General features: G+C 72.6%; 16 protein-coding genes. 9 read left to right on the top strand and 7 right to left on the bottom strand.

All coding sequences use genetic code 11. The features are described 5' to 3' along the window. Both DIZ27_RS28000 and DIZ27_RS27995 read right to left on the bottom strand, forming a co-directional pair. A partial coding sequence (locus DIZ27_RS28000) for a maltotransferase domain-containing protein (protein WP_146228998.1) occupies positions 1-1,222 on the bottom strand: 1,222 nt, incomplete at its 3' end. 282 nt (positions 1,223-1,504) lie between these two features. Beyond that, positions 1,505-2,767 carry a S8 family peptidase gene (locus DIZ27_RS27995; RefSeq protein ID WP_109381239.1) on the bottom strand — a complete coding sequence of 421 codons (1,263 nt, stop codon included), beginning with the start codon at positions 2,765-2,767 and terminating at the stop codon, positions 1,505-1,507. A 306-nt stretch (positions 2,768-3,073) separates the two neighbouring features. Between DIZ27_RS27995 and DIZ27_RS27990 the strand changes: the two genes are divergently transcribed. Next, positions 3,074-5,752 carry a glycosyltransferase family 1 protein gene (locus tag DIZ27_RS27990; protein ID WP_109381238.1) on the top strand — a complete coding sequence of 893 codons (2,679 nt, stop codon included), beginning with the start codon at positions 3,074-3,076 and terminating at the stop codon, positions 5,750-5,752. Positions 5,753-5,794: 42 nt separating this feature from the next. Here the strand turns inward: DIZ27_RS27990 and DIZ27_RS27985 are convergent, their stop codons facing one another. From DIZ27_RS27985 to DIZ27_RS27970, 4 genes are all read right to left on the bottom strand, one after another. Continuing rightward, on the bottom strand, positions 5,795-6,316 hold the full coding sequence (locus DIZ27_RS27985) for a DUF1990 domain-containing protein (RefSeq protein WP_109381237.1): 522 nt from the start codon (positions 6,314-6,316) through the stop codon (positions 5,795-5,797). Positions 6,317-6,451: 135 nt separating this feature from the next. After that, positions 6,452-8,140 carry a M4 family metallopeptidase gene (locus DIZ27_RS27980; protein ID WP_375232009.1) on the bottom strand — a complete coding sequence of 563 codons (1,689 nt, stop codon included), beginning with the start codon at positions 8,138-8,140 and terminating at the stop codon, positions 6,452-6,454. Between the two features lie 366 nt (positions 8,141-8,506). Then, a complete protein-coding gene (locus tag DIZ27_RS27975) occupies positions 8,507-10,369 on the bottom strand; it encodes an ABC transporter ATP-binding protein (RefSeq protein ID WP_109381236.1) in 1,863 nt (620 codons plus the stop codon). Further along, positions 10,366-12,207 (bottom strand): ABC transporter ATP-binding protein, encoded by a 1,842-nt coding sequence (locus tag DIZ27_RS27970; protein WP_258308564.1) that lies wholly within the window; start codon positions 12,205-12,207, stop codon positions 10,366-10,368. The genes DIZ27_RS27975 and DIZ27_RS27970 overlap by 4 nt, the downstream gene beginning before the upstream one ends. Positions 12,208-12,412: 205 nt before the next feature. On the opposite strand from DIZ27_RS27970, the gene DIZ27_RS27965 reads away from it, so the two are divergent. The 4 genes from DIZ27_RS27965 to DIZ27_RS27950 all read left to right on the top strand — a co-directional run bounded on the left by DIZ27_RS27965 (position 12,413) and on the right by DIZ27_RS27950 (position 16,226). Continuing rightward, the gene (locus DIZ27_RS27965; RefSeq protein WP_109381234.1) at positions 12,413-13,372 is read left to right on the top strand and encodes an ABC transporter ATP-binding protein; all 960 of its coding nucleotides are present in this window, start codon (positions 12,413-12,415) and stop codon (positions 13,370-13,372) included. Beyond that, complete coding sequence (locus tag DIZ27_RS27960) at positions 13,369-14,130, top strand: ABC transporter permease (RefSeq protein WP_109381233.1); 762 nt, start codon at positions 13,369-13,371, stop codon at positions 14,128-14,130. Before DIZ27_RS27965 ends, DIZ27_RS27960 begins: the two co-directional genes overlap by 4 nt. Before the next feature lie 88 nt (positions 14,131-14,218). Beyond that, a complete protein-coding gene (locus DIZ27_RS27955; RefSeq protein WP_109381243.1) occupies positions 14,219-15,571 on the top strand; it encodes a sensor histidine kinase in 1,353 nt (450 codons plus the stop codon). Then, positions 15,564-16,226, top strand: coding sequence for a response regulator transcription factor (locus DIZ27_RS27950; RefSeq protein ID WP_109381232.1), 663 nt, complete (start codon positions 15,564-15,566; stop codon positions 16,224-16,226). Before DIZ27_RS27955 ends, DIZ27_RS27950 begins: the two co-directional genes overlap by 8 nt. 43 nt (positions 16,227-16,269) lie before the next feature. Here DIZ27_RS27950 and glgX read toward each other — a convergent pair whose 3' ends face one another. Beyond that, positions 16,270-18,543, bottom strand: a complete 2,274-nt coding sequence (gene glgX, locus DIZ27_RS27945) for a glycogen debranching protein GlgX (protein WP_109381231.1) — start codon at positions 18,541-18,543, stop codon at positions 16,270-16,272. 254 nt (positions 18,544-18,797) lie between these two features. Here glgX and DIZ27_RS27940 point away from each other — a divergent pair, with 254 nt between their 5' ends. The 4 genes from DIZ27_RS27940 to DIZ27_RS27925 all read left to right on the top strand — a co-directional run bounded on the left by DIZ27_RS27940 (position 18,798) and on the right by DIZ27_RS27925 (position 23,269). After that, on the top strand, positions 18,798-20,033 hold the full coding sequence (locus tag DIZ27_RS27940) for an Ig-like domain-containing protein (protein ID WP_109381230.1): 1,236 nt from the start codon (positions 18,798-18,800) through the stop codon (positions 20,031-20,033). A gap of 314 nt (positions 20,034-20,347) precedes the next feature. Next, complete coding sequence (locus DIZ27_RS27935) at positions 20,348-21,517, top strand: Ig-like domain-containing protein (protein WP_109381229.1); 1,170 nt, start codon at positions 20,348-20,350, stop codon at positions 21,515-21,517. Positions 21,518-21,724: 207 nt separating this feature from the next. Further along, positions 21,725-22,492, top strand: a complete 768-nt coding sequence (locus DIZ27_RS27930; protein WP_109381228.1) for an enoyl-CoA hydratase/isomerase family protein — start codon at positions 21,725-21,727, stop codon at positions 22,490-22,492. A 273-nt stretch (positions 22,493-22,765) separates the two neighbouring features. Beyond that, positions 22,766-23,269: an ATP-binding protein gene (locus tag DIZ27_RS27925; protein ID WP_258308562.1), complete on the top strand. Its 504-nt coding sequence runs from the start codon at positions 22,766-22,768 to the stop codon at positions 23,267-23,269. The last annotated feature ends 18 nt before the right edge of the window (positions 23,270-23,287 follow it).

Genomic DNA, 23,287 nt, shown 5'->3' with positions numbered 1-23,287 from the left:
CCCGGAAGATCCGCACGCCCATGGCCATCCAGTGTCGCAGCAGCCGGCAGGCCTCGGCGGCCAGGCCGCCGGGGTCGGTGTCGAAGGCGAGCGGGTAGATGTCCTGGTACTTCTTGGGCGGGTTCTCCGCGTGGGCGATGGTGCCGTCGGGGCGGTGGTGGAACCACTGGGGGTGTTTGTGCACCCAGGGGTGGTCGGGGGAGCACTGCAGGGCGAAGTCCAGGGCGACCTCCAGGCCCAGCTCGCCGGCGCGGCGGACGAACCAGGTGAAGTCCTTTGCGGTGCCCAGTTGGGGGTGGACGGTGTCGTGGCCGCCCTCGGGGGAGCCGATGGCCCAGGGCACGCCGACGTCGTCGGGGGCGGCGGTGAGGGTGTTGTCGCGGCCCTTGCGGTGGGTGGTGCCGATGGGGTGGATGGGCGGGAGGTAGACGACGTCGAAGCCCATGGCGGCGATCGCGGGCAGCCGGCGGGCGGCGGTGCGGAAGGTGCCGTGCGGCTGGTGGGGGGTGCCCTCGGAGCGGGGGAAGAACTCGTACCAGGAGCCGTACAGGGCGCGTTCGCGTTCCACGAGCAGGGGCATCGAATCGCCGGTGGTGACCAGTTCCCGCAGCGGGTGGCGGGCCAGGACCGCGTCCACCTCCGGCGTCAACGCCGCCGCCAACCGGGAAGCCGTCGGCCGCCGTTCGTCGCGCAGCGCGTCCGCCGCGTCGAGGAGGACGTCCCGTCGGTCCGGCTCCGGCACTTCGGCCGCCGCCCGTTCGTGGAGCAGGGCGCCCTCCTCCAGCACCAGCTCCGTGTCCGTACCCGCCGGGATCTTGATCCGCGCGTGGCGGCGCCAGGTCGTGATGGGGTCGCCCCACGCCTCCACGGTGTACGTCCAACGCCCCGTCGCGTCGGCGCGGACGGTCGCCCCCCACCGGTCCGTGCCCGGCGCCAGCTCCCGCATCGGGATGAACGGCCGCCGACGGCCCTCGGGGTCCTTCAGGACGACGTTGGCGGCCACCGCCTCGTGCCCCTCACGGAACACGGTGGCCGTCACCTCGAACGTCTCACCGACGACGGCCTTCGCCGGCAGGCGTCCCTGACGGACCATCGGCCGGACGTCGAGGACGGGGATGCGCCCCAGGGAGGTCGAGTTCGCCGCGGCCGGTGGGGGCGTTCCGGCGGCGGGCTTCGGAGAAGGTGTCGGAGGGGCCGACGACGAATGATGCGTGGCGGGCATGACCGCTCCTGTCCGCGTCAACGTGGGTGGGCGGATGACTGTGGGGAGGTGGGTCCTGCTTGATGCTGCGTGGGGTTCCTGAGGGGTGTACCGCAGGAGCCTTCCCACACTGTTCGGGTGGGCAATCCGGCGCTTTGCTAACTACCCGTGCGTATGTCGACATACAAGACCGGCCCCGTCCGCGCGGGACGGAGCCGGTCCTCGAGAGGCCCGCTCCCGGCCCCTCGCCCGCCCCCCGCCGGTGCCCGGGTGGTCGTGGCGCGAGGGTCCGGCAGGTGCGCACTACCGCGTCGGCGTCCGGAGCAGCCGGTTCGGCGAGCCGAGCCCGCGGCCGCTCACCTTCCCGCTCGTCGCCCCCCTGACCAGTGCGTTCGCCACCTGCGCCGGGGCGGCCCGCCGATGCTCGGCGAGGTACAGCGCCGCCGCGCCCGCCGCGTGCGGTGACGCCATCGACGTACCCGAGGCGGTGACTTGCCCGGTGTCGCTCGCGGCCGACGCCGAGGTGATGGACACCCCCGGGGCGAACAGATCGAGGGCAGAGCCGTGGTTGGAAAAGGCCGGTTTCTTGTCCTGCCGGTCGGTCGCGCCCACCGTGATCGCCTGCTTCACACCCGCGGGCGAGTACAGGGCTGCCGCTGTCCCCTCGTTTCCCGCGGCGACCGTGTAGCTGACGCCGGACGCGATGGACTTCCGTACGGCGGCGTTCAGTTGGGCGTTGTGGAAGCCGCCGAGGCTGAGATTGGCGACCGCGGGCTTGACCGCGTTCCGGGTCACCCAGTCGATGCCCGCGATCACCTGGGCCGTGGTGCCCGAGCCGTTGTCGTCGAGCACGCGGACGGAGACGATCCTGGCCCGCTTCGCGACGCCGTGGGTCTTGCCCGCGATGATGCCGGCCACATGGGTGCCGTGGCCGTTGCCGTCCTGGGCGGTCCGGTCGTTCTGGACGAAGTCCCAGCCGTGCCGGGCCCGGCCGCCGAAGTCGCGGTGCGATATTCGTACGCCGGTGTCGATGACGTAGACCGTCACCCCCGCGCCCGCCGTGGCCGGCGTGGTGTACCGCTCGTCCATCGGCAGGTTCCGCTGGTCCACGCGGTCCAGTCCCCAGGACGGCGGGCGCTGCTGCGTGTTGTTCTGCAGTTTCTGCGGGTTCTGCGGTTTCTGCGGCTTTTTCGACTTCTCCGGCGTCCAGGCCGGCGTCACCCGGGTGTCCTGGGTGACCGAGGCGACCCGAGGGTCGGCCGCGAGCCGCGCGGCCTCTCTCGCGTCGGCCCGGACGGCGTAGCCGTTGAGCACGGTGCCGTAGGTATGGCTGATTCTCGCCCCGTAGCGCCGCACGAGATCCCTGCCGATCGCGGAGCGTGCCGCGGTCCCCTTCTCCAGTGTCACCAGGTAGCTGCCGGTCACGGAGCCGGGTGCCCCGGCGCCGGATATCCGCCCCTCAGGCGCGGCGTGCGCGGGCAGGGTCGCGGCCGAGACCGTCGCGGTACACAGGACCGCCGCCATGACCCCCGCCCGGCGCAGACGCCGCGTTCGCGTCCGTGCCATGGTCCGAGTTCCCCTCCTTGACTCCGCGAACGGCGAATCGGCGTACGGCGTCGCCCGCCGGGTGCACCCGGCGGGCGACGCCGTACGCCACCGTGGCAGCGTCTCGTGCGGAACGAAGTGCCACAAGAACGCCTGCGGGTGGGGAATCGGCCATATCCGCCATGAGGCGAATCGTTTGGGTCGGGGTACGGCGGGGCCGGATTGCCCGGCTTCCACCGTGGAGGACGTTCCCGCCGGTACTGTCGTGCGCGACGACCGGACGCACACAGCCGTCCTTCCGCACCGCGACTCGCGCCGAGGTGGAACTTGAAGGCGATCCGTCGATTCACCGTCCGACCCGTTCTCCCCGACCCCCTCCGGCCCCTCAGCGAACTGGCCCGGAACCTGCGCTGGTCCTGGCACACGCCGACCGGGGACCTGTTCCGCTCCGTCGACCCCGAACGCTGGGCCGCCTGCGGCCGGGACCCCGTACGGCTGCTGGGCAGTGTGCCGCCCGACCGGCTCACGGAACTGGCCGGGGACCGCCCGTTCCTGGACCGCCTCGACGCCGTCGCGGACGACCTGCACACGTACATGACCGGCGACCGCTGGTACCAGGACCAGTCCGGCTCCCGGTCGCAGGGTGACCGACTGCCCGCCGCCATCGCCTACTTCTCCCCGGAGTTCGGCATCACGGCCGCCCTTCCGCAGTACTCCGGCGGGCTCGGCATCCTCGCCGGCGACCACCTCAAGGCCGCCAGCGACCTCGGCGTCCCGCTGATCGGCGTCGGTCTGCTCTACCGGCACGGCTACTTCCGCCAGTCGCTGTCCCGGGACGGCTGGCAGCAGGAGCACTACCCCGTCCTCGACCCCCACGAGCTGCCCCTCGCCCAGCTCAAGGAGCCCGACGGCACCCCCGCCCTGGTGATCCTCGCGCTGCCCGGCGGCCGCTCGCTGCGCGCCCGGATCTGGCTGGCCCAGGTGGGCAGGGTCCCGCTGCTCCTGCTGGACTCCGACGTCGAGGAGAACGACCTCGGCGAACGCGGCGTCACCGACCGGCTCTACGGCGGCGGCAGCGAGCACCGCCTGCTCCAGGAGATGCTGCTCGGCATAGGAGGGGTCAGGGCGGTGCGCGCGTACTGCAGGCTGACCGGGCACGCACCGCCCGAGGTGTTCCACACCAACGAGGGCCACGCCGGTTTCCTCGGCCTGGAACGCATCGCCGAACTGCGCGCCGAAGGACTGGAGTTCGGCCCCGCGTTGGAGACGGTCCGGGCGGGGACCGTGTTCACCACGCACACCCCCGTACCGGCCGGCATCGACCGTTTCGACCGCGAGCTGGTCGCCCGCCACTTCGGCCCCGACGCCGAACTGCCGGGCATCGAGGTCGACCGCGTCCTCCGGCTCGGCATGGAGACGTACCCCGGCGGCGAGCACAACCTCTTCAACATGGCCGTCATGGGCCTGCGTCTGGCCCAGCGCGCCAACGGCGTCTCCCTGCTGCACGGCAGGGTCAGCCGCGAGATGTTCGCCGGGCTCTGGCCCGGATTCGATCCCGAGGAGGTGCCCATCACCTCCGTGACCAACGGGGTGCACGCGCCGACCTGGGTCGCCCCCGAGGTGCTCCGGCTCGGCGCCCGGCAGATCGGCGCCGAGCGCGCCGAGGAGGCGCTGACCGTCGGCGGCTCGGACCGCTCGGACCGCTGGAACTCCGTCGGGGACATCCCCGACGAGGACATCTGGGAGCTGCGCCGGTCCCTGCGCTCGCTGCTGGTGACGGAGGTGCGGGAGCGGCTGCGCGCCTCGTGGCGGCAGCGCGGCGCGGGGACGGCGGAGCTCGGCTGGATCGACCGGGTGCTCGACCCGGACGTGCTGACCATCGGCTTCGCCCGGCGGGTCCCCTCGTACAAGCGGCTGACGCTGATGCTGCAGGACCGGGACCGGCTGACGGACCTGCTGCTGCACCCCGAGCGGCCGGTGCAGATCGTGGTCGCGGGCAAGGCGCACCCGGCGGACGAGAGCGGCAAGCGGCTCATCCAGGAGCTGGTCCGGTTCGCCGACGACCCGCGGGTGCGGCACCGGATCGTCTTCCTGCCCGACTACGGCATGGCGATGGCGCAGAAGCTCTACCCGGGCTGCGACATCTGGCTGAACAACCCGCTGCGGCCGCTGGAGGCGTGCGGGACCAGCGGCATGAAGGCCGCCCTCAACGGCTGCCTCAACCTCTCGGTGCTGGACGGCTGGTGGGACGAGTGGTTCCAGCCCGACTTCGGCTGGGCCATCCCCACCGCGGACGGGGCGGGTGGGGGCGCCCCCACGCTTTCGGCAGCGGGGGACGACCCGGACCGGCGCGACGCCCTGGAGGCCGCCGCGCTGTACGACCTGCTGGAGCAGCGGATCACGCCGCGCTTCTACGAGCGCGGTGAGAGCGGGCTGCCCGACCGGTGGCTGGAGATGGTCCGGCACACCCTGAGCCTGCTCGGCCCGAAGGTGCTGGCCGGCCGCATGGTCCGCGAGTACGTCGAGCGCCTGTACGCGCCCGCCGCGCGCGCCCACCGGGCGATGGGACCCGACCGTGCGCGCGACCTCGCCCGGTGGAAGACCCGGGTGCGCGCCGCCTGGCACGGCGTGAGCGTCGACCACGTCGAGACGTCCGGGACGACGACGGCCACCGCGGAACTCGGCACCACCCTCGCGCTGCGGGTGCGCGTCGGTCTCGGCGACCTCGATCCGGACGACGTCGAGGTCCAGGCGGTCTCCGGGCGGGTGGACGAGGAGGACCGCCTCACCGGCGCGACGCCCGTCCCGCTGAAACCGGTGGGGGCCGCCGACCTGGAGGGCCGCTGGGTGTACGAGGGCCCGCTCTGCCTGGACCGCACCGGGCCCTTCGGCTACACGGTCCGTATCCTGCCCAGCCATCCGCTGCTGGCGTACGGCACGGAGATGGGTCTGGTCGCGGCCCCCTCGGAGGACGTCCTGGGGGCGGCGGGGCTGCTGATGCGGTAGGCCGCCGGTCCGGCGGACGGACGTCGGGTGACGCGAAGGGCCTCAGAACTCCTCGAGGCCCTTCGTGGCCAGGCGCCGCAGCACCGTGCCGCAGCGGCGGGCGTAGGCGTGCTGCATTCCGCGGACCGCCGGGCCGGCCGCCCGGGCGTACCAGCGGGCCGCCTTGCTGAACGCGGAGACGGTCAGCCACACCGTTCCGTCACCGGTGCGGTGCACGACGAAGGCCTCCTCGCCGCACTCCGGGTGACCGGGCAGGGTGCCGTACGCCCAGCCGGCCCTGCGGGGTTCCTCCAACGTCCAGACCACCCGGCACGGCGCCCTGACCACCCCGGCGAGCGTGACGGTGACGTCGACACCGGGCGCCGCGCGGTCGGCGGTGGTGTCGATGCCGACGCCCAGGGCCCGGTGCAGCTCCCAGGTGAGCACCGCCTCCGCGCCCTGGCGGAAGACCGCCTCGCCCTCGCCGAGGCGGGTGCGCACGTGCAGGGGGTGGAACCCGGGAGGGCAGAAACCCGGCTCACGGGTCGCGCCGACGTGGTCGTAGGTGAAGTCCGCCGAAGACATGGGACCCAAGGGTAGGACGGTCCCGCACACCCGGTGGCACGGGGGCGCCCGCACCGGAGGATCTGACTCCGGTGCGGGCGCCCCCGTGCCGCGTACGGCGGGCCTGCGGCCTACCGGCCGCCCGGCCCCGCGCCCTCAGCCGCTGGCGCGGGCGCCGACGTTGACGGCGGCCCAGGCGTTCTGCACCGCCTTGTACTCGGCGCTGTTCGTGCCGTACAGCTCACCGGTCGCCGCCAGGGTGCCGGTGCGGGCGCCGGCGTAGTTGGTGGTCGAGGTGAACTTGGTGGTCAGCGCGCGGAACCAGATCTTCTCCGCCTTGGCACGGCCGATGCCGGTGACCGGCAGCCCGTCCGAGGTGGGCGAGTTGTAGCTGACGCCGTTGATGGTCTTGGCTCCGCTGCCCTCGCTCAGCAGGTAGAAGAAGTGGTTGGCGGGGCCCGAGGAGTAGTGCACGTCGATCGAGCCGAGCCCGGAGTACCAGGAGTCCTTGGACGAGCCGTCCTTGCTCGGCCTGTCCATGTAGCGCAGCGGGGTGCCGTCGCCGCGGATGTTGATCTCCTCGCCTATGAGGTAGTCACCGGCGTCCGAGGAGTTGCCGGCGTAGAACTCCACCGTCGCGCCGAAGATGTCGCTGGTCGCCTCGTTGAGGCCGCCGGACTCCCCGCTGTAGCGCAGGCCGGCGGTGTTCGAGGTGAGGCCGTGGGTCATCTCGTGGGCCGCCACGTCGATCGAGGTCAGCGGGTTGACGTTGCCCGATCCGTCGCCGTAGGTCATGCAGAAGCAGCTGTCCGACCAGAAGGCGTTGACGTAGTTGTTGCCGTAGTGGACCCGGGAGTAGGCGCCCACGCCGTCCCCGCGGATGCCGTTGCGGCCGTGCACGTTCTTGTAGTAGTCCCAGGTCAGCGCGGCCCCGTAGTGGGCGTCGGCGGCGGCCGACTCCGCGTTGGAGGGGCTGCCGTTGCCCCAGACGTCGTCGGAGCCGGAGAACAGCGTGCCAGTGCCGGAGGTGCCGCGGTTCAGGTTGTACGTCCTGTGGTTGCCGCGCGCCCCGTCGGTGAGGTTGTACGACGATCCGGACCGGGTGGTCGTCAGGTCGACGGTGCCGCTGTAGACGGTGTGGCCGGTTCCGTCCTGGACGGCCTGCCACTCGTACAGCTTCTCGCCCGTGGTGGCGTCGGTGACGACGTGCAGTTCCTGCGGGGTGCCGTCGTGCTGGAGCCCGCCGACGACGGTCTCGTACGCGAGGGTCGGCGTACCGTCCGCGGCCCAGACGACCTTGCGCGGGGCGCCCTCGACGTCGGGGCTCTTGGCGTTCTCGGCCTTCGCGGCGCCGAGGGCCTGCTGCTCCGCCTTGGCGGCGGGCACCGCGGCCTTGGTGGTGGCGGGCTTCACCGAGGCCCGGGTGGCCTTGACCACGGACTCGGCCGTGCCGGCCCGTTCGCCCTGGACGACCAGGTCGCCGCCGAGGACGGGCAGGCCGTCGTAGGTGCGCTCGTAGCGGACGTGGACGGTGCCGTCGCGGTCCTTGAGGACGTCACGGACGACGAGCTGCTCCTTCTCGCCCAGTCCGAGGTCCGCGGCGGTGTCCGCCTTGGTGGCGTTCGCCTCGCGGATCAGCTCGGCGCGCTGGGCGGGGGTGAGCCGGACCGACTCGGCGCCCGGGTTCGCCCGGCTCGAGGCCGACAGGGTGTCGTCCGGGGCGGCGGTGGCGCTGCCGGACTGCACGGCCGTGGCGACCAGGGCGGCGACCCCGGCGAGGGCGACGGCGGCGGTGCGGCGGCGTGCGGTGTGGGGGGTGCGTCCGTGGGAAGACCTGCTTCTCAACACTGACTCCTTCTGCGCGGCCGCGGGTTGTGCGGCCAGGGGAGACCGGCCGACTGGTGAGCCGGCCGGGCAGAACAGGGCGGTACGCGGTACCACGTGCTGCTGTGCTGGAGCGATGGCCGGGGCACGACGGTTCGGTGGCGCTGTGGGGTTGTCGCGCGGCGGCCGTGGGAAGAGTCGCAGGAGACCGCACTTCTTGTCAGGAGCGCGTCATAACATTGGCCGGAAACAGTCCGTTGTCCGAGAGTTCAGGTTCGATAAACGGAGCGTTCCGCCGGTGTGGCGCCGGTGCTGCCGACGACGGCAGAGGTTCCACGCCTGCCCGCTTCTTCACGTACGTCTTCTTCGCGTACGTCTGCGCTCCCGCTACGCCAGGCTGTCCCGCCAGGCGCGGTGGAGGTCCGCGAAGCGGCCGGTGCCCGCGATGAGTTCGGCCGGGGCGCCGTCCTCCACGATGCGGCCGTGTTCCATCACCAGAACGCGGTCCGCGATCTCCACGGTGGACAGGCGGTGGGCGATCACCACCGCCGTACGCCCCCGCAGGACCGTCGCCATCGCCCGCTGCACCGCCCGCTCGCCGGGGATGTCCAGGGAGCTGGTCGCCTCGTCCAGGATCAGTACGGCCGGGTCGGCGAGCAGGGCCCGGGCGAAGGCGACGAGTTGGCGCTGGCCGGCCGAGATGCGGCCGCCGCGCTTGCGTACGTCGGTGTCGTAGCCGTCGGGCAGGGCGGCGATGAAGTCGTGCGCGCCGATCTCCTTCGCGGCCCGCTCGATCTCCGCACGGGTGGCGTCCGGACGTCCGATGGCGATGTTCTCGGCGACCGTGCCGGAGAACAGGAACGCCTCCTGCGTCACCATGACCACCTCGCGCCGCAGTGCGGGCCCCGCGAGATCGCGCAGGTCGACGCCGTCCAGCAGGACCCGGCCGTCGGTGGGGTCGTAGAAGCGGGCGAGCAGTTTGGCCAGCGTCGACTTGCCCGCACCGGTCGAGCCGACGACGGCGACGGTCTGCCCGGCCGGGAGGGTGAGGTCGAAGCGGGGCAGCACCTCGCCGCCGGTGCGGTACGCGAAACGGACCGAGTCGAAGACGACCTCGCGCCCCGGGTGCCGCGACGGCGCCTCCGGAAGCTCCCGGGGGGCCGCGGGCTCCGGCACGGACGGGACCTGTGCCAGGAGCCCGGCGATCTTCTCCAGCGAGGCGGCCGCCGACTGGTACGCGTTGAGGAACATGCCCAGCCGGTCGATCGGGTCGTACAGCCGCCGCAGATACAGCACCGCCGCCGCCAGCACGCCGAGCGCGAGCGTCCCGTCCGCGACCCGGTAGGCACCCCACAGCACGATCAGCGCGACCGTCGTGTTGGCGACCACCCGGGAACCGACGACATAGCGGGCCATCTCCAGCAGGGCGTCCCCGTTGGTCCGCTCGTGCCGCCGGTTCAGCGCGCGGAAGTCGGCGTCGTTGGCGGCCTCGCGGCGGAAGGCGCGCACCGGGCGGATGCCGTTCATCGTCTCGACGAACTTCACGATCACCGCGGCGATCGCCGTCGACCGCTGCCGGTACACCTCCGTGACGCGCCGCCGGTACGACCGTACGAGTGCGTACAGCGGGACGAAGGACGCCGCCGCCATCGCGCCGAGCCCGAGGTCCAGCCAGAGCAGCAGCACCGAGACGTAGACGCAGGACACGATGACCGTGACCAGCTCCTGCAGGCCCTCCTCCAGCAGCTCCCGCAGCGACTCGACGTCCGTGGTGGAGCGGGAGATGAGCCGGCCCGAGGTGTAGCGCTCGTGGAAGTCGACGCTGAGCGCCTGCGCGTGCCGGAAGATCCGGCCGCGCAGATCCAGCAGCACGTCCTGGCTGACCCGGGCGGCGGTGGCGATGAACGCGTACTGCAGCACACCGCCCGACGCCGCACACAGCAGATAGCCCACCGCGACCGCGATCAGCGGCCCGTGGTCGGCGGACCGGAACGCGGGCACGCCCCGGTCGATCGCGTACGCCACCAGCAGCGGGCCCGCCTGCACCGCCGTCTGCTGGAGCAGCAGCAGGAGCGCGGTGAGGGCGACCCTGCCCCGCATCGGGGCCAGCAGGGAGCGCAGCAGGACGCCGGTGGCGCCCGGGGGAGCGGGCAGTACGTCCTGGTCGAAGGGGTCGCCGGCCTGCGGGGTGGGTGGCTCGCCGTTCTTGCCGTCCTCGTCCCGCGCGGGCGCGGTGGGGGCCGCCGTCATCGCTGGTTCTCCTGTTCCCCCGCCGGGTCGCCGGACATGAGGTGGGCGTACTCGGGGTGGGTGCGCAGCAGTTCGTGGTGGGTGCCGACCGCCGTGATCCGGCCGCCGGAGAGCAGGGCGACGCGGTCGGCCAGCAGCACCGTGGACGGGCGGTGCGCCACGATCAGCGCGGTGGTGTCGGCGAGCACCCGGCGCAGGGCGGCCTCGACCGCGGCCTCCGTGTGCACGTCGAGCGCGGACAGCGGATCGTCCAGCACCAGGAACTCGGGCTGCCCGACCACCGCGCGGGCCAGCGCGAGACGCTGCCGCTGCCCGCCGGAGAGACTGAGCCCCTGCTCGCCGACCTGGGTGTCGGTGCCCTGGGGCAGCGCGTCCACGAAGTCGGCCTGCGCCACGCCCAGCGCCCGCTCCAGCTCGGCCTTCCCGGCCCCGGGCCCCGCGCCCATCAGCACGTTCTCCCCGACCGCGGCCGAGAACAGGGTGGGCTCCTCGAAGGCGACGGAGACCCTGCTGCGCAGCTCCTCGCGGGAGAGCGCGGTGATGTCCGTGCCGTCCAGGGTGATCCGCCCCGAGGTCGCCTCGTGCAGCCGCGGGACCAGGGCGGTGAGCGTGGTCTTGCCGCTGCCGGTCGCGCCGACCAGGGCCATCGACTCACCGGGCCGGATGTGCAGGTCGACACGGTCGAGGACGGGCGGGGAGCCGGAGGGGGCGTCGGGGTAGCGGAAGGTGACGTCGTGGAAGCGCAGCCCGCCGTCGCCGCCGCCCTCGGGGGTGACCGATGTCCGTGCGCCGTCGGGGCCCGGGGACTCCTCCTCGGCGTCCATCACCTCGAAGTACCGCTCGGTCGCGGTCGCCGCCTCCTGGCTCATCGCCAGCAGGAAGCCGATCGAGTCCACGGGCCAGCGCAGCGCCAGGGCCGTCGACAGGAACGCCACCAGGGTGCCCGCGGACAGGTCCCCGTCGGCCACCCGCATGGCCCCCAGCACCAGTGTCGTGCCGATGGCCAGCTCCGGGAGCGTCACGATGACGCTCATGATGGAGGCCAGCAGCCGTGCCTTGTGCAGCTCCGTCCCGCGCAGCTCCTTCGACAGCTCCCGGAACGCCCGCGCCTGGCTGCGGTGCCGTCCGAACCCCTTGATGACGCGGATGCCGAGCACGCTCTCCTCGACGACCGTCGTCAGATCGCCGACCTGGTCCTGGGCGAGCCGGGACGCCTTGGAGTACCGCTTCTCGAAGGCCACGCAGATGACCATCACCGGCACGACCGGAATCAGGAACACCAGCCCCAGAGCCCAGTCCTGGACCAGCATGATGATCACACCGACAAGGATCGTCACCCCGTTGACCAGGAGGAACGTCAGCGGGAAGGCCAGGAACATGCGCAGCAGCATCAGGTCCGTGGTCCCCCGGGACAGCAACTGCCCCGACGGCCACCGGTCGTGAAACGCCACCGGCAGCCGCTGCAGACGCCGGTACAGGTCCGCCCGCATCCCCGCCTCGACCCCCGACAGCGGGCGCGCCACCAGCCACCGCCGGAACCCGAACAGCAGGGCCTCCGCGAGCCCGAGCAGCAGCAGGTACAGGGCGCCGAGCCACACACCCGCCGGGTCCCGGTCGGCGATCGGACCGTCCACCATCCACTTCAGGACCAGCGGGATGACCAGGCCGATGCACGAGGCGAGGATCGCGATGGAGGCGGCGGTGAACAGCCGCGCCCGCACGGGCCGTACGTACGGCCACAGGCGCAGCAACGTACGGACGGTGGATCGCGCTTCGGGTGCTCCGGGCGCTTCGCGCGTTTCGAGAGGCGGGGGCGCGGGTGGGGGTGTCGTGGCCATCAGCAGTGAGCCTACGGAACGCAACTGACACTGCCCACCGAGTTTTGGCCGGACCGGACTCGGTCTTCGGACCTACGACCTGCGGCTCCGGCCGCCCGTACGGGGAGACCGGGGGAGTCGTACCACCCCATCAGCCGATCGGTCGATGCGTCTCGAGCGTGACGGCCGATGTACGGGCACCCCGCCCACCGGGACACTCGGTGCCATGCCCGTCATCGAAGTCACCGAGCTGCGCAAGTCCTACGGGGGCCGGCCCGCCGTGGACGGCGTCTCCTTCACGGTCGAGGAGGGTGAGATCTTCGGCGTCCTCGGCCCCAACGGCGCCGGCAAGACGACCACCGTCGAATGCGTCGAGGGCCTGCGCGTCCCCGACGCGGGCCGCGTCCGCGTCACCGGCCTCGACCCGGTCGCCGACCACGGGCAGGTCGCCCAGGTCCTCGGCGCCCAGCTCCAGCAGAGCCGGCTCCAGGCCAAGATCACCGTCCGCGAGGCCCTGGGACTGTACGCCGCCTTCCATCCGCGGCCCGCCGACTGGCGGCCCCTGGCCGAACGCCTGGGCCTGACCCCCCACCTGAACAGCCGCTTCGGCAAGCTCTCCGGCGGGCAGCAGCAACGCCTGTCCATCGCGCTCGCCCTCATCGGCGACCCCCGGATCGTCGTCCTCGACGAACTCACCACCGGACTGGACCCCCGGGCCCGTCGCGACACCTGGCAGCTCATCGAGGACATCCGCGCGAACGGCGTCACCGTCCTGCTCGTCACCCACTTCATGGAGGAGGCCCAGCGCCTCTGCGACCGGATCGCGGTGATCGACAAGGGCAGGCTGGCCGCCCTGGACACCCCGGCCGGGTTGATCCGCCGCTCGGCGGGCGCCACCGTCATCAGCTTCACGCCCTCCGCGCCCCTGGACGAACACGAGCTGAACGGTCTGCCCGGCCTCGTCTCGATCGAGCACCAAGGCGGCCGCGTCACCCTGTCCGGCACGGACGAGACCGTCAACGCCGTCATCACCCTCCTCGCCCGCACCCGTGTCACCGCCCACCAGCTCCGGGTCACCGACGCCACCCTGGACGACGCGTTCCTGGACCTGACCGGGCAGACCGACAGCACACCCGAGCGCGACACCACACCCGAGCCCGCCGCCACCGAGGAGGTCCAGGCGTGACCGCTTCCGTCCTCACCCCTGTCCTCAACGCAGCCGTCCTGCGCAGCGAGATCCGCCTCTTCCGCCGTGAGCCCGGCGGGATCTTCTGGGTCCTGCTCTTCCCCACCCTCCTGCTGGCGATCCTCGGCTCCATCCCGTCCTTCCGCGAGGCCGACCCGTCCTTCGGCGGACTGCGCCCGGTGGACGCGTACGTCCCGGTCGCCGTGCTGCTCGGCCTGCTCGTCGGCGGTCTGCAGGGCATGCCGCAGACCCTCACCGGCTACCGCGAACACGGCATCCTGCGCCGGATGGCCACCACCCCGGTACGGGCCACGGCCCTGCTCGGCGCGCAGATGCTGGTGCACGGCGGGGCCGCCCTGCTCTCGGCGCTGCTCTCGCTCACCGTCGGCCGGCTGGCCTTCGGCGTGCGGCTGCCCCGCCAGCCCCTCGGCTATCTCCTCGCGCTGCTCCTCGCCGTGCTCGTCGCCCTCGCCCTGGGCGCCGTGCTCTCCGCGCTGTCCCGCACGACGAAGATCGCGGGCGCGGTGGGCTCCGCCGCGCTGTTCCCGGCGATGTTCTGCGCGGGGGTGTGGCTGCCGGTGCAGGCCATGCCGGACCTGCTCGCCGACATCGTCGGCTGGACCCCGTTCGGCGCCGCCGCCGAGGCGCTGAACCAGGCCGCCGCCGGCGCCTGGCCCGGCTGGGCCCACCTGGCCGTCCTGGCGGCCTGGACCCTGCTGCTGACGGCCGCTGCCGCACGCTGGTTCCGCTGGGAGTGAGCGGATGGCCGGGCGGGTGGCCGAGCACGCCGAGTACGCCGAGCACGCCGAGCACACTGAGAACACAGAGAACGCCGAGAATGGAGCCATGTCGGACGGGGCGGGGACAAGCGGGCACCGGTCTGATGGCGGGGTGTCCGTGTGGGGGACCAAGCCCCGGGCGTCCGCGCGGGTGACCGGGAAGGGCGCCGTGCCGGACGGGGCGGTGGTCGAGCAGCGCTGGGCGGTCTTCCACCGCTGGGGGCCGTACGTGCTGCTCGCGGCCGGCACCCTGCTGTCGGTGGCGGCCGCCGACGGGGTCGGCATGACCGGCGGTGAGCGGTGGGCGAGCGGTGTGCTGGTCGTCGCGGCCGCCGCCCTGCAACTGGCCTGGGGCAGAGCGGAGCGCCGACGCCCCGGGCCGTCCACCGAGAGCGCCTGCTACTACGCCGTCCGCTGGGCCGTCGGGTTCGCGCTCACCTGGCTGAACCCGCTGTTCGCCTTCTACACGGTCATCGGCTACTTCGGCGTCGGACGTCAGCTCCCGAGACGTCTGGTCCGATGGGGCCTGCTCGCCACCGCGGTGACCACGGCGGGCTCGCAGTCCGGCGGGCTGCCGCCGCGCGGGGGACTGGGCTGGGTGTTCTTCGGGGCGGTCCTCCTGGTCAACGCCCTACTGGTGGCCCTGTTCGCCCACTTCGGCGAACTGGAGGAGGAGCGCACCCGCGCGCAGGCCGCCACCATCGCCGAACTGGAGCGCACCAACGCCGCGTTGCAGCAGGCCCTCGACGAGAACGCCGCCCTGCACACCCAACTCCTCGTCCAGGCACGGGAGGCGGGGGTCGCCGACGAACGCAGGCGGCTGGCCGCCGAGATCCACGACACCCTCGCCCAGGGCCTGACCGGCATCATCGCCCAGCTCCAGGTCGTCGCGAACACCCGTGACCCCGACCTGGCGCGCGTCCACGTGGTGCGGGCCACCGACCTGGCCCGCGAGAGCCTCGGCGAGGCACGCCGCTCCGTGCACAACCTCGCCCCGGTCGCCCTCGACCGGGACGGACTGCCGCAGGCCCTGGAGAAGACAGTCGCGGAATGGGGCGAACGCACCGGGGCCCGCGCCGACTGCACGGTCACCGGCACCGCCGAGCCCCTCCACGAGGAGGTCGCCGCCACCCTGCTGCGGATCGCCCAGGAGGCCCTGTCCAACGCCTCCCGGCACGCCCGCGCCACCCGGGTCGGCGTCACGCTCTCCTATATCGGCGACGAGGTCACCCTGGACATCCGCGACGACGGCCGGGGCTTCGACCCGCGGGTGCGCCCCGCCCGCACCGGCAGCGGCGGCTTCGGCCTCGACGGGATGCGCGCCCGCGCGGAGCGCATCGCGGGCTCCCTCACGGTGGAGTCCGAGCCCGGCCACGGGACGGCGGTGTCGGCTCGCGTACCGTTGGTCCGCCATGACTGACACCCCGGCCACGACGGACCCCCCGGCCGTCTCCGTACTGATCGTCGACGACCACCCCGTCGTACGGGACGGTCTGCGCGGCATGTTCGAGTCCGCGCCCGGCTTCCGCGTCCTCGGCGAGGCGGCGAACGGCGTCGAGGCGCTGGAACGGGCCGCCGCCCTGGACCCGGACGTCGTGCTCATGGACCTGCGCATGCCGGGCGGTTCGGGCGTGGACGCCATCCGGGAACTGTCCCGCCGGGGCGCACGGGCCAAGGTGCTCGTCCTGACCACCTACGACACCGACTCCGACACCCTGCCCGCGATCGAGGCGGGCGCGACCGGCTATCTACTGAAGGACGCGCCGCGCGAGGAACTGTTCACGGCCGTGCGGGCGGCGGCCGAGGGACGTACGGTCCTCTCCCCGGCGGTGGCCTCCCGTCTGGTCTCCGCGGTCCGCTCCCCCCGCTCGTCCGGCGGCGAACCGCTGTCCGCGCGGGAGCGCGAGGTCCTCGGCCTGGTCGCCCGGGGCACCTCCAACCGTGAGATCGCCCGCGAACTCTTCATCAGCGAGGCGACCGTGAAGACGCACCTCACCCACCTGTACGCCAAACTGGGCGTCAGGGACCGCGCCGCGGCCGTGGCGGCCGCCTACGACCGCGGCATCCTCGGCTGACCGCGCGCCGCCCCGTCCCCCTCCCCGCGGCCTGCCGGTCCCCTCACCGCACCCGCAGCAGCAGAACCGTCCGTCCCGGCACCGTGATCGTCGTGTCCGCCGGGTGGGCCGTGCCCGGCGTGTCCGCCTGGTCCTCCCGGCCGGTGTCCAGGACCACCTCGTAGCGCCGCGCCCACGGCGGCCCCGGCAGCAGGACGTCCACCGGTGCGTCACCGGCGTGCAGCACGGCGAGGAAACTGTCGTCGCGTATCCGCTCCCCGTGCTCGTCGTGGTCCGGGATGTCCCGCCCGGAGAGATACATGCCGAGCGTGGCGGCGGGCGCGTACCAGTCCTCCTCGGTCATCTCCGTGCCCCGCGCGGTGAACCAGGCCAGGTCGCGCAGGCCGTCGGGGGAGTGCGCCCGCCCGGAGAAGAACGCCCGGCGGCGCAGCACCGGATGGCGGCGGCGCAGGGCGATCAGCCGGGACGTGAGGTCGAACAGGGCCTTCCACCCCGGTTCCGCCAGCAGCTCCCAGTCCACCCAGCCGGTCTCGTTGTCCTGGCAGTAGGCGTTGTTGTTGCCGCGCTGGGTGCGCCCCATCTCGTCGCCGGCGACCAGCATCGGCACGCCCGTCGACAGCAGCAGCGTGGCCAGCAGGTTGCGCAGCTGCCGCCGCCGCAGCGCCAGGACGTCCGGGTCGTCGGTCTCGCCCTCGGTGCCGCAGTTCCAGGAACGGTTGTCGTCGGTGCCGTCCCGGTTGCCCTCGCCGTTGGCCTCGTTGTGCTTGCGGTCGTACGACACGAGGTCGCGCAGCGTGAACCCGTCGTGCGCGGTGACGTGGTTGACCGAGGCGTACGGGCGCCGCCCGCCCCAGTCGTAGAGGTCGCTCGAACCGGAGAGCCGGTAGCCGATCTCCCTCAGGTCCGCCGCCGCGGGCCGCCAGAAGTCCCGCACGGCGTCGCGGTACCGGTCGTTCCACTCCGACCACAGCGGAGGGAACGCCCCCACCTGGTAGCCCCCGGGACCCACGTCCCACGGCTCGGCGATCAGTTTCACCCCGCGCAGCACCGGGTCCTGGGCGATCACCGCGAGGAACGGGGAGTTCATGTCGACGTCGTGCGCGGAGCGGGCCAGCGCCGCCGCCAGGTCGAAGCGGAAGCCGTCGACGCCCATCTCGGTCACCCAGTAGCGCAGCGAATCCATGATCAGGCGCAGTACGTGCGGCCGGCCGACGTCCAGGGTGTTCCCGCAGCCGGTGTAGTCGGCGTACCGGCGGGCGTCGGCCTGGAGCCGGTAGTGGCCGCGGTTGTCGACGCCCTTCAGGGACAGTGTGGGGCCCAGCTCGTTCGACTCGGCGGTGTGGTTGTAGACCACGTCGAGGACGACCTCGATGCCCGCCGCGTGCAGGGCGCGCACCATCCGCTTGAACTCGCCGACCTGCTGCCCGGCCGTCCCGGAGGCCGCGTAGCCGGCGTGCGGGGCGAAGTAGCCGATGGAGTTGTACCCCCAGTGGTTGCGCAGCCCGCGTCGCAGCAGATGGTCCTCGTGCGCGAACTGATGCACCGGCAGCAGCTCCACGGCCGTCACGCCCAGCTTCACCAGGTGCTCGACCGCCGCGGGGTGCGCGAGCCCCGCGTAGGTGCCGCGCAGCTCCTCGGGGACGCCGGGGTGGCGTCGGGTGAACCCCTTGACGTGCAGTTCGTAGAGGACCGTGTCCGCCCACGGGGTGCGGGGCCGGTGGTCGGCCGCCGCGCCGTCGGTGCCGTTGTCGGGTTCGTGGACGACGACGGCCTTCGGCACGTACGGGGCGGAGTCCCGGTTGTCGCGCACGGTGTCAGCGACGCGCTGCTCCGGCCAGTCCCGGACGTGCCCGTACACCTCGGGCGACAGTCCGTGCGTGGCGTAGTCGCCGTCCACCGCGCGTGCGTACGGGTCGAGCAGCAGCTTCGCCGGGTTCCAGCGGGCGCCGGTCCACGGGTCCCAGCGGCCGTGCACCCGGTAGCCGTAGCGCCGGCCGGGCAGGACGCCGGGTACGAAGCCGTGCCAGACGCCGTTCGTCAGCTCGGTGAGCCGGGCCCGGACCTCCCCGCCGCCCTCGTCGAACAGGCACACCTCGACCCCCTCCGCGCCGCCCGCCCACAGGGCGAAGTCGGTCCCCGCCACCCCGTCCGGGCCGACCCGGAAGCGGGCGCCCAGCGGTGTCGGAGGGCCGGGCCGCACGGGCACGGTCGCCGGCGGCGGTGGCGCCGCCCGCACGCCGTTCACGGCGACGGCCGGGCGCCCGTCGCCGGTGGCCCGCTCCCCGGCCACCGCCTCCTGCTCGGCTGCGCTGGACACCTGTCCGCCTCCCGCGGCTCGTGGGACGACGGCGGGCAGGGAAAGTGGCCGCGGCTCCCCGGCGCGTCGTCCTCCCCACAGTTCTGCCCAGAGCGTGCCGCGCACTCACGTGTCGCCGAGAGCACGACCTGTCCGCGTGACGGCACACCTGGAGCGGGGGCGCACCCGCGGGTTCCCCCGGAGGGCGTACCCCCGCGTGCCCCGAGGGGGCGCATGGTCGTTTCCCGACGGCGCGGACCGTCGTTGGGTACCGCGTGAGCCACGTACAAGGGCGCGCACGGCGCGCGAGGGCCGCACTGGCCGCCGTACTGACATGGACAGGGTTGTTGGCCGGAGCCGTCGGCTGCACCTCGGACGGCGCGATCGGAGGGGCGTTCGGCCCTCCGGCGCCCGAGGAGGTCATCCGGGTCGCGCCCGCCGACGGCAGCAAGGAGGTGCGCCCCGGCAGCACGCTGCGGGTACGGGCGCCCGAGGGGCGGCTGGAGTCGGTGAAGGTCGTCAGATCGCAGGACGCGCGGGAGTCCCCGGTTCCCGGGCGCATCTCCGCCGACGGGCGGAGCTGGAAGCCCGAGGACGAACGGCTGGCGCTCGCCGCGAGGTACACGGTCGACGCCGTGGCCCTGGACGGCGCCGGCCGCCGCTCCTCCCGCCGCACCACGTTCACCACGTACGTCCCCGAGGAACGCTTCATCGGCTACGTCGCCCCAGAACACCGCTCCGTGGTCGGCACCGGGATGATCGTCTCCCTGGCGTTCAACCGTGAGATCGTCCACCGCGCGGCGGTCGAACGGGCCATCCGGGTCACCTCCCGCCCGGCCGTCGACATCCGCCCGCACTGGTTCGGCAAGGACCGGCTCGACTTCCGGCCCGAGAATTACTGGCAGCCCGGCACCGAGGTCACCGTCGGACTGGACCTGCGGGACGTCGAGGGCGCGCCCGGCGTGTACGGACTCCAGCACCGCACGTTCTCCTTCACCGTCGGCCGCAGCCAGATCTCGGTGGTCGACGCGGGCCGGCACACCATGAAGGTGAGCCGGGACGGTGAGGAGCTCGCCACGGTGCCGATCACGGCCGGGGCGCCGAAGACCCCCACGTACAACGGGAAGATGGTGATCACCGAGATGCTCGAGGTCACCCGGATGAACGGCGCGACCGTCGGCTTCACCGACGCCGAGGGCAAGGGCGAGTACGACATCCCCGATGTCCCGCACGCCATCCGCCTGACCGAATCCGGCACCTTCCTGCACGGCAACTACTGGGCCGGGGAGGACGTCTTCGGCGACACCAACGTCAGCCACGGGTGCGTGGGACTGCACGACGTGAAGGGCGGTGGCGCGGACACCCCGGCCGGCTGGTTCTTCGACCGCAGCCTCATCGGTGACGTCGTCGAGGTGGTCAACAGCAAGGACACGACGGTCGCCCCCGACAACGGCCTCGGCGGCTGGAACATGGACTGGGAGGAGTGGACGAAGGGCAGCGCCGTGAAGTGACCCCGCGCAGTGTCTCCTTGAGGTGTCTCCTCGAGGTGTCTCCTCGTAGCGCCCCCGCGCGGACCGCCGGGAGGGCGCCCCGGTTGTGCGCCGCAGGCCATTGAATTTGGAACGGAACGGTGACAAACCTGCCGCGCCCAACGCCCCTGGCCTGTGGTTACTATGCGCCGAAGCGCGCGAGGGGCGTGCGGGGGCGCGGGTCCGGCCAGGCCCGCCGAGGGGAGAAACAAGTGAACGTGGGGCCGGTTCCGGGGGCGTCGGTTGACGCGCGGAGGCATGGTGGCAGGAAGCTGGCGGCGCTGGCACTCGGAGTGATGCTGGCGGTCACCGCGTGCGGCGGTGGGGAGACGGGCCCGGCGGCCGAGGGCAAGGGCAAGGACAAGGACTCCACCGCGGCGCAGAGCAAGCAGTCCGAGGCGGTCATCGGCATAGCGCCCAAGGACGGCGCCGAGTCCGTGAAGACCAGCGGCGCGCTGAAGGTCGACGCGACCAAGGGGAAGCTGACCGAGGTCGTCGTCAAGGCCCCGGACGGCAAGGAGGTCGACGGGGAGATATCCGGTGACGGCGCCAGTTGGACGCCGTCGGCCCACCTGGCCGCCGCCACCAGGTACACGGTGCACGCGGTCGCCGAGGATTCCGCCGGCCGCACCGCAGCCGAGGACTCCAGCTTCACCACCCTGACGCCGAAGAACACCTTCGTCGGCACCTTCACGCCCGAGGACGGCTCCAAGGTCGGTGTCGGCATGCCGTTCTCGCTCCGCTTCACCCGGGGCATCACCAACCCGGACGACGTCAAGAAGGCCATCCGCATCACGACCGAACCGCCCGTCGAGGTCGAGGGCCACTGGTTCGGCAACGACCGGCTCGACTTCCGGCCCGAGAAGTACTGGAAGTCCGGCACCAAGGTCACCGTCGACCTCGCCCTCGACGGAGTCGAGGGCCGCCCCGGCGTCTACGGCAAGCAGTCCAAGACCGTCTCCTTCACCATCGGCCGCAGCCAGGTCTCCGTCGTCGACGCCAAGAAGCACACCATGAAGGTCGAGCGGGACGGCAAGGTCATCAAGACCATCCCGATCACCGCCGGTGCCCCCGGCACCGAGACCTGGAACGGCAAGATGGTCGTCAGCGAGCGGCTCAAGGTCACCCGGATGAACGGCGCGACCGTCGGCTTCACCGACGCCGACGGCAAGGGCGAGTACGACATCAAGGACGTCCCGCACGCCATGCGTCTGAGCACCTCCGGCACCTTCATCCACGGCAACTACTGGGGCGGCGGCGCCTTCGGCAACTACAACGCCAGCCACGGCTGCATCGGGTTGCGCGACACCCGGGGCGGCTGGGACAAGAAGGCCCCGGGTGCCTGGTTCTACGAGAACACCATGATCGGCGACGTGGTCGTCGTGAAGAACTCCAACGACGCCACCATCGCCCCGGACAACGGCCTCAACGGCTGGAACATGTCCTGGGAGGAGTGGAAGGCGTAGGCCTGACCCGGTCCGTCACGGCGTACGCGGCCCCGGTGCCTGCCAAGGCACCGGGGTCGCTGCCGTCAGCCGGGTGTGATCTACCGCACCAGCCTCGTTGCCGTTAGTCACCGTGCTGTGTCTGCCCGGGGGCGACCCCCGGACCCCCGGCCGGGTGTGATCTACCGCACCAGCCTCGTTGCCGTTAGTCACCGTTAACCTGCTGGCATGACCGTACATCTCGAAGTCGCCGAGGGCGTCGGCACGCTGCGCCTGGACCGCCCGCCCATGAACGCACTGGACGTCGCCACACAGGACCGGCTGAAGGAACTCGCCGAGGAGGTCACGCGTCGCGAGGACGTACGCGCCGTCGTGATCCACGGCGGCGAGAAGGTGTTCGCGGCGGGCGCGGACATCAAGGAGATGCAGGCCATGGACCACACCGCGATGGTCCTGCGCGCCCGCGCCCTGCAGGACTCCTTCACGGCCGTGGCCTGCATCCCCAAGCCGGTGGTGGCCGCGGTGACCGGTTACGCGCTCGGTGGCGGCTGCGAACTCGCGCTCTGCGCCGACTTCCGCATCGCCGGGGAGAACGCCAAGCTGGGCCAGCCGGAGATCCTGCTCGGGCTGATCCCGGGGGCCGGCGGTACGCAGCGCCTGGCCCGCCTCATCGGCCCGTCGAAGGCGAAGGACCTCATCTTCACGGGCCGTCAGGTGAAGGCCGACGAGGCGCTCGCGCTGGGCCTGGTGGACCGTGTGGTCCCCGCCGCCGAGGTCTACGAGCAGGCGCACGCGTGGGCCGCGCGGCTCGCCAAGGGGCCGGCGATCGCGCTGCGCGCGGCCAAGGAGTCGATCGACACCGGTCTGGAGACCGACATCGACACCGGCCTCGCCGTCGAGCGCAACTGGTTCGCGGGCCTGTTCGCCACCGAGGACCGTGAACGGGGGATGCGCAGCTTCGTGGAGGACGGCCCCGGCAAGGCGAAGTTCCTCTGAACCCTCCTCCGAGGGCTTGCAATTGACGCGATGTCTGATCCGGGTCCCTCGACGGGGCGGTTTATGGGAGCCTTAACGGGCCCTTAAGTCTGCCGCGTCGAGGGAGCCTGTCGATTGCCGCACAGCGAGCCGTTGCCGCAGGTCGCAGGGGCCGCTGACGGCGCCGACGTGCCGAAGGCATATGTCGGCGGCCCGGCCCGGCACGGGGGCGTGCAGGGGGCGCATTCCCCCGGAACGACCCCGGACGCCCCACCGGACGGCCATGATGGGGCCATGACGGGGCTGGATGGCATGGAACAGCCGCGGGGAGACGGACGTGCGACCGCGTCGCGCTGGTCGCCGACGGTCGAGGACGAACACGCCCAGAAGGCACTGGAGTTGTTCGGCAACCCGACGGAGGCGGAGGTTCCGCTGCCGTCCCGCCCCGAGTCCGCCGCCACCGCACGCCGACTCACCCAGATCGTGCTCCTGCGCCAGTGGGGCCTCACCGCCGCGACCACCGAGGACGCCGTTCTGCTCGTCTCCGAGCTCGTCGGCAACGCGGTACGCCACACCGGTGCCCGCGTCTTCGGCCTCCGGCTGCGCCGCCGCCCCCGCTGGATCCGCGTCGAGGTCCGGGACCCGTCCCGCGGCCTGCCCTGTCTCATGCCGGTCCAGGAACTGGACGTCAGCGGGCGCGGTCTCTTCCTCGTCGACACCCTCGCCGACCGCTGGGGCGTCGACCTGCTCCCACGGGGCAAGACGACCTGGTTCGAGATGCGCGTCACCGACCGCTGAACCGCGGCCGCCACCAGG

This window comes from Streptomyces sp. NWU339, from assembly GCF_003143855.1.
Taxonomy (GTDB): Bacteria; Actinomycetota; Actinomycetes; order Streptomycetales; family Streptomycetaceae; genus Streptomyces.
This window is presented reverse-complemented; position numbering and strand designations above follow the sequence as displayed.

What these genes read in the sequence shown, in the direction of transcription:
- DIZ27_RS27995 (WP_109381239.1), bottom strand. Translation starts at nt 2,767, where the DNA reads ATGGCACGGACGCGAACGCGGCGTCTGCGCCGGGCGGGGGTCATGGCG.
- DIZ27_RS27985 (WP_109381237.1), bottom strand. Translation starts at nt 6,316, where the DNA reads ATGTCTTCGGCGGACTTCACCTACGACCACGTCGGCGCGACCCGTGAG.
- DIZ27_RS27975 (WP_109381236.1), bottom strand. Translation starts at nt 10,369, where the DNA reads ATGACGGCGGCCCCCACCGCGCCCGCGCGGGACGAGGACGGCAAGAAC.
- DIZ27_RS27970 (WP_258308564.1), bottom strand. Translation starts at nt 12,207, where the DNA reads ATGGCCACGACACCCCCACCCGCGCCCCCGCCTCTCGAAACGCGCGAA.
- DIZ27_RS27965 (WP_109381234.1), top strand. Translation starts at nt 12,413, where the DNA reads ATGCCCGTCATCGAAGTCACCGAGCTGCGCAAGTCCTACGGGGGCCGG.
- DIZ27_RS27955 (WP_109381243.1), top strand. Translation starts at nt 14,219, where the DNA reads ATGTCGGACGGGGCGGGGACAAGCGGGCACCGGTCTGATGGCGGGGTG.
- DIZ27_RS27950 (WP_109381232.1), top strand. Translation starts at nt 15,564, where the DNA reads ATGACTGACACCCCGGCCACGACGGACCCCCCGGCCGTCTCCGTACTG.
- DIZ27_RS27935 (WP_109381229.1), top strand. Translation starts at nt 20,348, where the DNA reads ATGCTGGCGGTCACCGCGTGCGGCGGTGGGGAGACGGGCCCGGCGGCC.
- DIZ27_RS27930 (WP_109381228.1), top strand. Translation starts at nt 21,725, where the DNA reads ATGACCGTACATCTCGAAGTCGCCGAGGGCGTCGGCACGCTGCGCCTG.
- DIZ27_RS27925 (WP_258308562.1), top strand. Translation starts at nt 22,766, where the DNA reads ATGACGGGGCTGGATGGCATGGAACAGCCGCGGGGAGACGGACGTGCG.